Source organism: Prolixibacter denitrificans (assembly GCF_003014495.1).
GTDB lineage: Bacteria > Bacteroidota > Bacteroidia > Bacteroidales > Prolixibacteraceae > Prolixibacter > Prolixibacter denitrificans.
In genome coordinates, this window is sequence record NZ_PYGC01000010.1 from 50,709 (window position 1) to 64,185 (window position 13,477).

Consider the following 13,477-nt stretch of genomic DNA (forward strand, 5'->3'; position numbering starts at 1 on the left):
AATTATTTTCTGTTGAATAGAAAAAAACCGGCCCCCGTCAATGAAAATCAGGGGGCCGGGTACTTTGGTGTTATCTAATAGAGAATGTATGAACTTAGTAGCCAGGGTTCTGCGTAATCATGCCTTTGCCCAGATCGACCATGGACTGCGGAATCGGGAAATATTCGTTTTTCCCGGCAGTAAAGTGCGCATTCGCCAGGTGTGTCCGGCGGGTTTTCTCCACGTCGAAATAAGAATTCATCACACTATCGGCAATGCCCCAGCGAACCAAATCGAAGAAACGGTGTCCTTCCAGCGCAAACTCCAGACGACGCTCGGTACGCAAAGCCGTAGTTGCCTCTGCCTTATCGGCGAACGGCGTATTGTAGGTGTCGATGCTGTAGTTAGCTGCCGGTGTTCCGTCGTCGAATTTCACGACTTCGCTGTTCTTAGCCCGTCCGCGAACCATATTGATGTAGGTGCGTCCGGTTTCCAGGTCGCCGGTCTCAATGGCGGCTTCCGCTCTCCATAACAGTACGTCGGCGTAACGAATGATGTAATAGTTCATCGACGTAACATAAGGCCAAACCTGAAGATAAGCCGGAGAGTTTTTCGAAACCTGACGTTTCTTCTGAATGAACTCACCATAGGTAACCGCATCACGTGGTTCCCAGTTGTAAAGTCCCATATCGAGGTAAGGAATGCCATGGCGTCCAACCGTATGATCGAGCCGTGGATCGACGTAGTCAGCATCCGTTACGTTCACGTTATCTTCGACAGGCATACCCGCCGCATCGGTTTTAAATGAATTGACCAGGTTCTGCGAAGGACGCAGAAAGCCGTAGTTAGGAAAAGGGCCTCCGGGCGGCATCAATCGGTCGCCGATAGAACCATTGTAGTTGTTGGGCGAACCATCGTTGATGGAGTTCTGTACCGCAAAAATAATTTCCGGGCCATTGTCGTTATCCGGAAGGAAAACATCGCGGAAGTTGTCCATCAGATGGTATTTGCCTGAATTGATCACATCGTCCGCGGCGGTAATGGCATCATTCCAATCCTGCATGAAGATGTAACACTTAGCCATGTAAGCACGGGCAGCCCATTTCGTCGGGCGGGCCGGCTCTGCTGACTGATCGGCCGGCAACACTTTGTACGCCGCATCGAAATCGTCCAGAATTTTCTGCCAGAGCTGGTCAGAAGTCAACTCGGTATTCGATTTATAGTACGAGTCAGTGGTTTCATCGGTCTCGTCAATCCACGGAATGTGGTTATAAATCTTCTTCAGCTCGAAATAGTAGTGACCACGCAGGAAACGCATTTCTGCGATACGCTGCTTTTTCAGCTCCGGATCGAACGTTTCCGATTTGTTCAGCTCGCGGATGGCAAGATTGGCGCGTTTCACCCCTTCGTAGAGAGCCAGCCATTTTCTATCGACATCGATAATCGACGGGTTGGTTTGGAAAATCTCCATCAGGTGAATCTGGTTCTGGTCACCGGTACCACCACCCCCTTTATAAGCATCGTCCGAAACGACGTCACCGAAGCTCCAGTTCGAAGCCGGAGAGTTAAAGGCATTCGACGCCTCATCGAACTGACCGTTCAAAACCGAATAGGCTGAAACGACAAGCCCTTCCAGGTTATCAGGCGTCTGAACCTGAGTTTCCGATAATTCCCCGATGGGAGTATCGTTGAGAAAGCTTTTGCTACAGGAAGAAAAGCCAAAGCCGATTATGATAATAAATAAATATATACGTCTCATTTTTCTATTCATTTTATACACTCCGTTTTACCTTTTAAAATTCCAGATTCACACCCAGTGTATAGGTACGCGCTGCAGGATAAATACCGCGGTCGACACCGATATCCAGGTTTTTGTGAGCTGAACTGTAGTTCTGCAATCCGACTTCCGGATCCAAACCTTTGTAATTGGTAATAGTGAACAGGTTTTGTGCCTGTACATAGAGGTAGAACCGCTTGCTGTGCAGTTTTCCTGCCGGGAGTGTGTATCCCAGCTTCACATTCTGCAAGCGGACATAATCGGCGTCCTGAACGTAGTAGCTCGAAGGACGAATATTATTGTTCGGGTCGTCAAGAGACAAACGTGGAACAGTTGCATTCGGATTGTCGGTTGTCCAGGCATTCAGCGTACGCGACTGCTTGTTGTATGCCGACAAATCGAAGAAATCGCCGTAGTAACGGGTCAGGTCGTAAATCTGGGCACCCACACTTCCTCGTGCGAACAGGGAAAAGTCCCAGCTGCGGTAGTTCAGACTGAAATTCAGCCCAAACGACATATCAGGATGCGGACTTCCGATGAAAGTACGGTCGTTAGCATCAATCACACCGTCGTTATTCAGGTCGGCAAACTTGATATCACCTGGCTGAGCATTGGGTTGTTTCCCCCAGGCATCCACTTCGGCCTGCGTTTTAAAGAGGCCCAGCGCCTTGTAGCCATAGAAAGATGAAATGGGTTCACCAACAGCTGAGCGCGATGTTTCCTGGTCGAAGTTCACACTGTGCAGATACGAGCCCGGCAAACCGATATAGTCGATATCTTCCGGCAGCGATGTCAGCTCATTCTTCACATGCGACAGGTTCAGTCCCACATTCCATTGCAGGTCGTTTACTTTTTTACTGTGGTAATTCAGAGTGATCTCGAAACCTTTGTTCTGCATTTCACCGGCATTCGTCCACACTGTTTGTGTAGTACCACCAATGGTCGGAGGCAGCGGCCGCTCCATCAACAGGTCTTTGGTGGTCTTGATGAAATAGTCACCGGTAAATTCAATGCGGTTTTTCACTAAGCCCAAATCGACACCAAAGTTCGTCTGAGTAGTAGTTTCCCATTTCAAATCGGGGTTACCGTTTCTACTCGGGGTAAAACCGGTATATACCGAAGTCTGCGCACCGTCCATGGCATAGTTGGAATAGTACGGATTGCTGTAGTAAGAAGAAATGGTACTGTAAGCCGGCACATCCTGGTTACCGTTCTGTCCCCAACCGAAGCGTAACTTCAGGTTCGTAATGGCATCCACGTTGAAGAATTTCTCTTCACTGACGCGCCATCCGGCAGAGATAGCCGGGAAGTTTCCCCATTTGTTGTTACCCAGTTTCGAGGAACCGTCACGACGGAAGGTCGCCGACAAAAGGTAACGGTTATCATAGCTGTAGTCTACTTTACTGATGTAGGAAATCATACTCCACTCAGTTCCTGTACCTGTGTTTTTCTGAGAACCACCGTCTCCGGCGTCCAGGTAGCGGAAGTTGGGATCGTCGTAAGCAAATCCTTCACGGAAACCGGTAAATCCTTCCATTTGCGATTTCAAGGTTTCCATACCGGCTAACACATTAATCGAGTGTTTTCCAAACTGGTGGACGTAATTCAATGTATTCGTCCAAACCCAGTCGAACTTCCAGTTATTACTAGTCGTCAACGAGCTCAGGTTCTGCTGAGTGTATGTTTCCACGTATTTGGGACTGTAATTGCGCTCATAGAAGTTGGTATAATCGATACCAAAATTTGTCTTGGCGGTCAGGCCTTCAATAATTTTGTATTCAATGTAACCGTTACCAAACAGTTTGAGCGTTTTACCCTTGTTATCCTTATTCCGGTACAGTTTACCCATTGGATTCTGAATATCGTTCAGCGGAGAACTGGCATATTCACCGTTCAGGTTTTTTACCGGTGCAATCGACGGCATTTTATAGGCTTCGTAGACAACGCCACCCAGTGCTGAGTTATTTTCGGCTACATTACTCCATGTATGGGAAAGACCAAGGTTTTCTCCCACTTTCAGTTTCTTGTCGAAGAAATTGTATTCCGAATTCAAACGACCGGAGATACGCTCGAAACCGGTGTACTTAATAATACCGTCCTGGTTGAAATAACCGAGCGACCAGGCTTGTCTCGACTTTTCGTCTCCTTTCGAAAAGGATACATTATAGGATTGTACCGGAGCCGTACGGAAAATTTCATCCACCCAGTTGGTGTTGGCCGATGGTTCTATTTGAGCGGCATCAAGGTATTGTGGAATCACCGGTGTTGGTCCATTGCCGTAAATTTCGTTTGCCGGTGTAGCACCGTCGTTTTTAATGGCCTGCCAAAGCATGTCTCCATACTGTTGTGCATTCAACATGGTTAACTTATTGGCTGCCTGCTGTAAACCAACGTACGCATCGACACGAAGAGAAGGATCTTTTGATTTTCCCTGGCGGGTAGTGATAATCACAACGCCGTTGGCAGCACGTGCACCATAGATAGAAGCAGAAGAAGCATCCTTCAGCACCTGAATCGACGCGATGTCGTTCGGGTTCACCATATTGATTCCTTCTGAAACCGGAACTCCGTCGATAATGTAAAGCGGTTCGTTATTACGAATGGTACTGTAACCACGCACACGAACAGCTACACCGCCACCCGGCGAATTATCGGCTACGACATCAACTCCGGCCATACGTCCCTGCAACATCTTGTCGACACTTTCGGTCGGCTGGCTCTCTATTTCGCTCGATTTAACGATACCCACAGCACCTGTTAAATCTTTCTTTTTCACGGTTCCGTAACCAATGGCCACTACTTCGTCTAGTCCGACTGTTTCGGGGCGCATGTTAACGGTATAGCTGGCACGTCCATCCAAAGCGATATCCTGGCTCTGCATACCAATGAAAGTAACAGTCAGAGCAGTAGCATTGGCCGGTGCCGTCAGCGAAAAAGTACCATCAGGACCGGTTATGGTACCGGTTGTCGTACCTTTTACAACGACCGTTGCACCGGGAAGTGGCTGTCCTTTGTCGTCCAGCACTTTTCCTTTAATGGTTTTTGTATCCTGCTTCCCCTTGGCGTCGCCGGGCTTCAGGATAATGTTGTTGTTAAGGATGTTTACTTTTAGTTGGAAGGTTTTCGCCAGTCTTTCCGTTGCTTTGTCAACTGTTTCACCCTTCATGGGAATGCTGGCTTTTGTTTCCATAGGCAGTTCTGCTGCCTGGTAGGTAAAGTCATACCCCGACTGATCAGTTATCATGTTAATAAACTGACCAAGAGTATATGAGCCTTCATCGATGTTTATCCGCTTGGATAAATCACTGGCCGAAGCCGGCGTGTTTAAGAACAACAGACTGGGCAGGACAAACAATCCCAGCCTGAAAATTGTCAGGAACAATTTTTTTTTCATAATTTTGTAACAGTTTTGAATTAATTACTAATTCTCTCCAGAGTAAAAGTGACGGTCGCCAAACTTCATTTTTACTCTTTTTTTTGTGTTCAATTGTTGGTGATTTTCGGGATAATCCCCGACAAGTAGATTAAATCATATATTCCATTTTAGTTTTCATTTCTCTTTCTATCACTATTGTTTTTTACAGCTAATATGCTGTCCCCTTTATCGATAAATTTGACCCCCACCGCATACGAGAGCACTTCTAATACCTGATCTAAAGACTTCTGTTTGAATTGCGTTGTCAGAACGATTTGGTTTAAAGCACTGTCGTGGAATACTATGGGCTTTCCGTAATGCCGAGATAGTTTTTCCAGCACCACCGGAAGTGGCTTATTGTGGAAAATCAGAAGCTGATCTTTCCAGCCGGTCAATTCTGCCACATTGAAGGAATTCACTTCCTGGCTGTTATCACTCGCGTGGTAAGTAAGTTTCTGATGCGGTTTTAATTGAAGATGTCGGGCTACCGGCGAACTTACTTCAATCGCGCCATCGACCAATGCCACGGTAATAATCGAATCCTCTGCATAAGCTTCAACATTAAAGCGGGTTCCCAAATCGCGTGTCACCACATGACCGGTCACTACTTCAAATTCCTTTTTATCGTTATGCTTGACAGTGAAGAAAGCTTCGCCGCTTAGGAACACCTTTCGCACCGATTGAGAAGCGTAATTGGATGCATAGCGAAGTTGACTGTTTCCGTTCAAAATCACCTGGGTTCCATCCGAAAGAAGCACACGCACTTGTTGTCCGGCCGGCGCTGATTTTTTAAGCCAGGCCACTTTTTCGGATTTGGATTGGATATCTTCTTTTCCGGAATGATATTTCACAGTTCCCAAGGCAATTACTGCAGCGACAGACGCTGCTACTAAACCGCGAAGAAGCACTTTGATCCTTCCCTTCTTCCTGGTAGGAACCCTTTTTTCATCGAGCGAAATACCACTACGAAGTCGATTCAAACTTCTTTCCAGATTATATTGTGGGGAATTTTTTTCTTCGGAAGGAAATGAGGAAGCAAGTTTCTGATAAAGCTGACGGTATTCACGTTTCTGAAGGAACTTCTCCAGTTCCTTCCAGTCATGGTCTGTGCCTTCATTCGTCAGGCACCGAATAGCTAGTTCATAGAAATCCGTCGTACTCATTAGGTTGTGTTTCTCATATCTGAGACACGAATCAACAAGTCGACCTACTATTCTTTAATGTTAATTATTTGTTAAGTGGAAAACAAAAAACCTCTTCTAGCAGGTAATCAAAGAAATACATTAAACTGAGACATGAATCTTTTTGCCTCACTCATCTGATTTTGTACTGTATTTACCGAAATAGAAAGGCGATCGGCAATCTCGTTATACTTCAAACCTTCCAATTTGTGCATCCGGAAAATCTGCTGGCGCTTCTTCGGCATTTTATCGATGATGCCCTCCACCTGTTCCAACAGCTCGTAATATTCAAGGCCGGCATCTACCCCATCGACAAAACCGGGTTCGACAGGTTGTTCGTGCAGGTAAACAATCTTTCCTTTGGTATTTCCGCGAAGATGATTGAGGGCAGTATTTCGGGCAGTAGCAAAAAGGTAAGCCCTTACTGAGGTATGAATGAGAAGCTCCTTACGTTTGATCCAAATACCCAAAAATATATCGGCAACCAACTCTTCTGCCGTCATAGGATTCTCAACAAAAGAATCGGTAAAACGGCATAAAGGAGCAAAATACTTTCTAAACAACGACTCCAAAGCTTTTTTGTCATCCCGGACAATTTCCTTCCACAGAAGGTCATCCGGATTCGTCTGTTGCTTCATTTTAAGTCAGGCTTATATTTGGTCTAAATAAGTAATTATTTAAACAGACCTCAACGATTTTATAAAATAATTTGTTAAGCCAGTGTTAACAGAATGTTCCCCTACAAATCGTAATTATTTATACTTCAAGATGTAACAGCATTGAAACAAAAATTGTTTTATACAGATGTTCAAGAACATTTATTCTCCGACAAATCACTACATTATGATAATTAACTTGTAGCGTCTTCATTGCACGGTTCGGATCTTTCCAGGAAGATGTCAGACAAAAAAAGCCCGGACCAATGGCCCGGGCTCATCATATATCAACAAATATTTTGCTTATTGAATAGCGCCGTTGATAAGGAAGGCAGACGCAAACGCTACAATAGCGTAAAGTTCGGGGAATACAGCAAGAATCAGTGTATTACCGAATACGTCATAACCAGCACCGATGGCAGCAATACCATTGGCACCGACCTGTCCCTGACGGATTGCAGAGAACAAACCAACTACACCCAGTGCCAAACCAGCGCCGAAGATAGCGGCCGCCTGCAACATGGTGATGTCCGGGCTAAGAGCAGTTCCGAAGTTGGCAAATACGAAGTAACCAGCAAAACCATAAAGTCCCTGGGTACCTGGAAGAGCCGAAAGAATCATATAACTACCGAATGCATCAGGATTCTTTTTCATTGCACCAATGGCAGCGTTACCACCGATGGTTACGCCAAACGCACTACCGATACCGGACAGGCCAATCATCAGTCCAATTCCAATGTAAGCTAATGTAATAGGTTCCATTTCTTGATTATTTATACAGGTTAATAACTTTAATTATTTACTTATTTATGAAATTCTTTTTTTGAAAGGCGTGTAGCGCAAACCACCGCCGGCAAAACCGGAATTCTTGTAAAATTCCACGAAAGTTAAACGCATCGGGTGAACGAACGCTCCCAGCGTTGACATGAATATGGTGATGCCATGGCCGATGAGTAGAATAATGATCATCACCACAATCTTCAACACCGGAATATCGGGTGACAGCTGCATTGCCAAGCTGTTGAATACGTATCCGAGAATCGCACTGGAAACTCCCAGGGCAAACAAACGGATGTAGGACAACAAGTCACCCATCACGCCGGTTACCATATTATAGGCATCCCACAAGCCAACTCCGAAATTGATAAACACGTTCCTTTCGGGGTTATTGAACAGGAATGCACCGAGAAAACCGACTCCGATTACGACATACATCACGATATTGACTACAGATGGATTGACTCCCAGCTGGCTCATCAGGTACACGATCAAGCCACCGACTATCAATACCAACCAGCCAATTGTTCCGTAGGCATATTTCCATCCGAACTGGTGTTTTTCGTTGGCCGCTTTGATAAACATACCGAACAAAATTTGGATAGCTCCCAGTGCCAGGGCCATGGTAAAGAGTTCGTCGTTGATGGTTTTTCCTTTGGCAGCCATGCGATCAGCTAATGTGCCGTAGAAGGAGAACTTCATTTCGTACAAACTCATTCCGAAAACCGTTCCACTGATGAGACCAAAAATAATGGTCGCCAGTCCAAGCGTTCCCAACAGTTTCATCGGGCCTTTCATATCCGGTTTTACGCGACCTGCCATGATGAATCCGATCAAAGCCAGCACCAGACCATAACCGGCATCTCCAAGGCAAAATCCGAAGAAGATCCAATAAAACGGTGCATAGTACGGCGTTAAATCCAACTCCTTGTAATTAGGTAGCGCATAGAGATCACCAATGGTTTCGAACATCCGGGTAAACCAGTTATTTTTCAATAATACCGGCACCTTTTCTTTCAAATCAGGATAAGTAGCTTCGTAGTAGACTCCTTGCGTTTCCAGGAACTGGTCGAAATCCTTCGATTCATTTTCAGGAATATATCCCTCCAGCACAACGACTTTGTCTTCAGCCGAACGCGGAGAGTTGAGTACCACCTTATCAAAGTCGAACTCCTGCTGAACTTTCAGTTGCAACTGTTCCAGCGCAGGAATGTATTTGGCTGCATACTCATCGTACGCTGCGTCAATTTCCGCGATTTTCTCCCCGAGCTTGCTTATTTCACCGCGAACATAACTCATCGAATGTTCCGGCAAGCGAACCGGGTCGGCATCAATATCAACCTTTTCACCTTTCGGGGTAACCGTTACGAAAAAGGTTATTGTACCGGTCTCGGAAATGATAAAGGCGTTGTATTTCTCGGGCCAGTCTTTCTCCCAGCGGCGCGATGATGTAGAGTAGAAGTTAATCTCCCAACCATCTTCCGCCAAGCGTTCAACGGACTCCCAGGAGAAATCGCCCCAGGGCTCCAGCTGATGAACGTCTTTTTGCAGCGTCTGCAACTCCTGTTCAGCAACTTCCCGTTCGCGGCGCATGGCCTCGAAATCATGAAGCACTTTCATCGCATCAATGTCTCCGGTAATTTCTACCGGTTCCGCTTCGCGATGATGCAGAAATTGGACCGCATCCCGGATGCGCTTCAACAGCTGCATCTTCTCACGCAGGGCAGCGTCTTCGACCTCTCCACCTTTCCGTTCTTTCACGTGAAGTAATCCCCGCTCCCGGACAGCGTCCAGAAACATTTCATACTCCCGGTGATATACCAGAAAGGTGTATTTTTTCATTCGTATAATCATGATTCCACCTCCCTTGTTTCCTGACGGGATTTCACAATCTTCTGGGCCGACTTGGAGAGGTTCTCCTTATCTTCCAGGAATCGTTTGATTTTTCGAATGGCATCTTCGTATCCCGGAATCTGTACCTTTTCGAAGAGATTCACCTTTTGGGTGGTCTTCTTACGGGCATGATCCAACAGTATCATTTTCTGGTTGAAAAACTCCTGCTCGATCCCGATTTCGGCCAATTCCTTCACTACTTTGATGCCATCGAGGAACCATTTGGGTTTACTGAAAACGCTGAACTGAGCTATTTCGAATTCCACACCGTCGAGGATAGGTGTCTGGACACCGGCAATCTTTTTCACCGACATCTTCACATCCTTTACCCTAACGAGTGAAACGTCGAACTCGCCCCAAAGTGCCATCATCGAATCGTATTCTTCGATGGTCTCTTCGAGGAGCTTGTTCAGCCTTTTCACCTCATCTTTAGCCCTCTTTACTTCGACCCGCAGCGCCGACTCTTTGTTCTTAATGGTAGGCAAAGCCTTCACCCGAACCTTGAGTTGCTTCTCGAGTCCCTGTAAAGCGGTTTTATTGTATTGAAAATTTATTGCCATATTCTTTACAATTGAAAATGGAGAATGGAGAATTGAAAATTAAGACTTCCCAATACCTTTTGAAGTACGGATAATGGAAGTAAGAGTATTCAACCTCAGTTACTTCATTCATACTCAATTATCAATTCTCAATTTTCAATTTATTATTTATGCCTCTTTCGGCCAGTACTTATTCATCAGCTCCTGCTTGATACCTACCTCTTCAGGTTTGAAGTGTCTGCCGAGAAGTTTCCAGCCCGTGTCCAGCATATCGTCCGTACCGATGTTGACGTCAATAGCCAGCAAATCATTGGAGTACTCTTTGGCAAAATCCAGTGTACGCTGGTCATATTCCGTCAGGTCGAAACCGTTTTCCAGTTTCGTTTTAGCGCTGGCAGCATCGGCAAACAGACGGATGGCTGCGTTCATTACCTGCGGGTGATCCTCACGGGTCTTATCCCCGATAACCAACTGTTTTAGTCGCGACAGCGAACGGAACGGATCGACAATTACTTTGCCGACATCCGAATCACGGCGCAGGAACAACTGTCCTTCGGTAATGTAACCGGTGTTATCAGGAATAGCGTGGGTAATATCACCACCCGACAACGTAGTTACCGCGATAATGGTAATAGAACCACCACTCGGGAACTGAACTGCTTTCTCATAAATCTTAGCAAGGTCGGAATAGAGCGAACCCGGCATCGAGTCTTTCGACGGAATCTGGTCCATACGGTTCGATACAATCGAGAGCGCATCCGCGTACAGCGTCATATCGGTCAGCAGTACCAGCACGCTTTCGTTTTTTTCTACCGCGAAATATTCGGCTGCTGTCAGTGCCATATCAGGTACCAACAGACGTTCCACCGGTGGATTCTCCGTTGTATTCACAAACGATACGATACGGTCGAGCGCACCGGCATTATCGAATACATTGCGGAAAAAGAGGTAGTCGTCGTTCGTCAGTCCCATACCACCAAGAATAATCTTGTCGGCTTTTGCACGAAGTGCTACCATCGCCATTACCTGGTTGAACGGCTGATCCGGGTCGGCGAAGAACGGAATCTTCTGTCCCGATACCAGCGTGTTGTTCAGGTCGATACCGGCAATACCGGTTCCAATCAACTCGGACGGTTGCTTACGACGTACCGGGTTTACCGACGGTCCGCCAATTGCAACTTCCTGACCTTCAATATCAGGTCCGCCATCAATCGGGTCGCCAAAAGCGTTGAAAAAGCGTCCGGCAAGCTGGTCACTTACTTTCAGCGAAGGCGATTTCCCAAGGAAAGTTACCTCTGCATTGGTCGGGATACCTTCTGTACCACCAAACACCTGCAGGGTCACATCGTCACCAATGATTTTCACTACCTGTGCCAGCCGGCCGTTAATCTCGGCCAGTTCATCGTAGCCAATCCCTTCAGCTCTCAGGGTACAGGTTGCTTTCGTAATCTGTGTGACTTTAGTATATATTTTCTGAAAAGCTTTCGTTGCCATTATGCTACTTTTCTTTCGTTAATGATCTGATTCAATTCTTCTTCAAACTTCTTGAACTCGTCAGTTTCAAACTCCGAGTAGTTCATTTGGCGCAGGTTGTTGATCACTCGTTTGAAGTAGCTCCCCACTTCAGTGAACGATTCAAACTGAAAATCGGTATGGCAAATGCCCATCACCTTATTCAACATATATTCCTGACGTTCGAGCGGAGTATTCATATCGACCTTATCGAATGCATCCTGCTGAAGAATCACAAAGTCGATAACTTCCGACTTCCAGAAACGGATGTGATATTCCACCGGTACACCATCATCACCAAGAATATTGATCTGCTCACTAACTTCCTGTCCACGAAGTAGGATCGTTTTCAGTTCATTAATGGAAGCGATCCACTTGTCGCCAATACGTTTCGCAATATATTCTTCGAACTCGGGATATTCCAGGTATTTGGAATACGATTCGATTGGGTTGATGGCCGGGTAACGCTTTCCATCGGCGCGGCTCTGCTGCAACGCGTAGAAACAACGGGCCACTTTCTTGGTCGACTCAGTTACCGGCTCTTTCAGGTTACCACCGGCAGGTGATACCGTACCAATAAAGGTTACAGAACCTGATTCACCGTTATTCAGGTAAACAAAACCTGCACGGGCGTAGAAGTTGGCAATAACGGCCGAAAGGTCCATCGGGAATGCATCCTGTCCGGGCAGCTCTTCCAAACGGTTCGACATCTCACGCAAGGCCTGAGCCCAACGGGAAGTAGAGTCGGCCATCATCAGCACCTTCAATCCCATTGAACGGTAATACTCCGAAAGGGTCATCGCGGTGTAAACCGAAGCTTCACGGGCAGCAACCGGCATGTTTGACGTGTTGGCCACGATGATGGTACGCTCCATCAGTTTACGACCTGTGTGCGGGTCATCCAGTTCGGGGAACTCGGTAAAGATTTCCACTACCTCGTTTGCACGCTCACCACAGGCAGCAATCACCACGATATCAGCTTCCGCCTGCTTCGAGATAGCGTGCTGCAATACGGTTTTACCTGTACCGAAAGGTCCGGGAATAAATCCTGTACCACCTTCTACAATCGGGTTAATGGTATCGATGGTACGAACACCGGTTTCGAGCAGTTTGAACGGACGGGGTTTTTCCCGGTAGGCAGTAATGGCTTTTTTCACCGGCCACTTCTGTACCATGGTCACGTTGTGTTCTTTGCCGTCGGCATCCACCAAGACAGCAATGGTGTCGTTTATTTTATATTCGCCTGCTTCGACAACCGATTTAACGGTGTATTTACCTTCAAACACAAATGGCACCATAATTCGGTGAGGTTTACCATTCTCGTTTACCTCACCCAGCCAGCTGGCAGCTTCCACTTCGTCGCCGGCCTTGGCCAGCGGCTTAAAGTTCCAGAGAGTGTCATCATCCAGCGGATTGGTATAATCTCCCCTTTTCAGGAAGACACCATCCATTTTGTCGAGGTCGTTTTGCAGACCATCGTAGTTTTTGGAGAGGATGCCTGGCCCGAGCGTTACTTCGAGCATATGTCCGGTGAACCGCACAGGATCACCGATTTTCAGTCCCCTGGTGCTTTCGAAAACCTGGACAAAGGCGTTGGCTCCATTGACCTTAATCACCTCAGCCATCAGGTCGGTACCGCGGGTCTGGAGGTAGCAGATTTCGTTCTGCGCTACCGGACCATCGGCTTCCACTGTCACCAGGTTGGCAATAATTCCTTTGACTTTACCTTGCGTAGACATATTCGTTGT

General features: G+C 46.7%; 9 protein-coding genes. All 9 read right to left on the reverse strand.

The genetic code is table 11. The features are described from left to right. Positions 1-94: 94 nt before the first annotated feature. The 9 genes from CLV93_RS16195 to CLV93_RS16235 all read right to left on the reverse strand — a co-directional run bounded on the left by CLV93_RS16195 (position 95) and on the right by CLV93_RS16235 (position 13,468). Positions 95-1,738: a RagB/SusD family nutrient uptake outer membrane protein gene (locus CLV93_RS16195; protein WP_106543260.1), complete on the reverse strand. Its 1,644-nt coding sequence runs from the start codon at positions 1,736-1,738 to the stop codon at positions 95-97. A gap of 34 nt (positions 1,739-1,772) precedes the next feature. Then, entirely contained in the window at positions 1,773-5,150 is a 3,378-nt protein-coding gene (locus CLV93_RS16200; protein WP_211297880.1) for a SusC/RagA family TonB-linked outer membrane protein, read from the reverse strand. A 149-nt stretch (positions 5,151-5,299) separates the two neighbouring features. Continuing rightward, complete coding sequence (locus CLV93_RS16205; RefSeq protein ID WP_106543261.1) at positions 5,300-6,334, reverse strand: FecR family protein; 1,035 nt, start codon at positions 6,332-6,334, stop codon at positions 5,300-5,302. 107 nt (positions 6,335-6,441) lie between these two features. Continuing rightward, the gene (locus CLV93_RS16210) at positions 6,442-6,990 is read right to left on the reverse strand and encodes an RNA polymerase sigma-70 factor (protein ID WP_106543262.1); all 549 of its coding nucleotides are present in this window, start codon (positions 6,988-6,990) and stop codon (positions 6,442-6,444) included. A gap of 321 nt (positions 6,991-7,311) precedes the next feature. Continuing rightward, complete coding sequence (locus CLV93_RS16215; RefSeq protein ID WP_106543263.1) at positions 7,312-7,770, reverse strand: V-type ATP synthase subunit K; 459 nt, start codon at positions 7,768-7,770, stop codon at positions 7,312-7,314. A 45-nt stretch (positions 7,771-7,815) separates the two neighbouring features. Continuing rightward, the gene (locus CLV93_RS16220; protein WP_106543264.1) at positions 7,816-9,639 is read right to left on the reverse strand and encodes a V-type ATP synthase subunit I; all 1,824 of its coding nucleotides are present in this window, start codon (positions 9,637-9,639) and stop codon (positions 7,816-7,818) included. Further along, entirely contained in the window at positions 9,636-10,238 is a 603-nt protein-coding gene (locus tag CLV93_RS16225) for a V-type ATP synthase subunit D (RefSeq protein ID WP_106543265.1), read from the reverse strand. Before CLV93_RS16225 ends, CLV93_RS16220 begins: the two co-directional genes overlap by 4 nt. Positions 10,239-10,385: 147 nt before the next feature. Next, positions 10,386-11,711: a V-type ATP synthase subunit B gene (locus CLV93_RS16230; RefSeq protein ID WP_106543266.1), complete on the reverse strand. Its 1,326-nt coding sequence runs from the start codon at positions 11,709-11,711 to the stop codon at positions 10,386-10,388. Beyond that, positions 11,711-13,468, reverse strand: coding sequence for a V-type ATP synthase subunit A (locus tag CLV93_RS16235; RefSeq protein WP_106543267.1), 1,758 nt, complete (start codon positions 13,466-13,468; stop codon positions 11,711-11,713). The genes CLV93_RS16230 and CLV93_RS16235 overlap by 1 nt, the downstream gene beginning before the upstream one ends. Between the last annotated feature and the right edge of the window lie 9 nt (positions 13,469-13,477).

Excerpts from the sequence above, each read along its gene's own strand:
- CLV93_RS16195 (WP_106543260.1), bottom strand. The coding sequence starts at position 1,738 with ATGAGACGTATATATTTATTTATTATCATAATCGGCTTTGGCTTTTCT.
- CLV93_RS16200 (WP_211297880.1), bottom strand. The coding sequence starts at position 5,150 with ATGAAAAAAAAATTGTTCCTGACAATTTTCAGGCTGGGATTGTTTGTC.
- CLV93_RS16205 (WP_106543261.1), bottom strand. The coding sequence starts at position 6,334 with ATGAGTACGACGGATTTCTATGAACTAGCTATTCGGTGCCTGACGAAT.
- CLV93_RS16210 (WP_106543262.1), bottom strand. The coding sequence starts at position 6,990 with ATGAAGCAACAGACGAATCCGGATGACCTTCTGTGGAAGGAAATTGTC.
- CLV93_RS16215 (WP_106543263.1), bottom strand. The coding sequence starts at position 7,770 with ATGGAACCTATTACATTAGCTTACATTGGAATTGGACTGATGATTGGC.
- CLV93_RS16220 (WP_106543264.1), bottom strand. The coding sequence starts at position 9,639 with ATGATTATACGAATGAAAAAATACACCTTTCTGGTATATCACCGGGAG.
- CLV93_RS16225 (WP_106543265.1), bottom strand. The coding sequence starts at position 10,238 with ATGGCAATAAATTTTCAATACAATAAAACCGCTTTACAGGGACTCGAG.
- CLV93_RS16230 (WP_106543266.1), bottom strand. The coding sequence starts at position 11,711 with ATGGCAACGAAAGCTTTTCAGAAAATATATACTAAAGTCACACAGATT.
- CLV93_RS16235 (WP_106543267.1), bottom strand. The coding sequence starts at position 13,468 with ATGTCTACGCAAGGTAAAGTCAAAGGAATTATTGCCAACCTGGTGACA.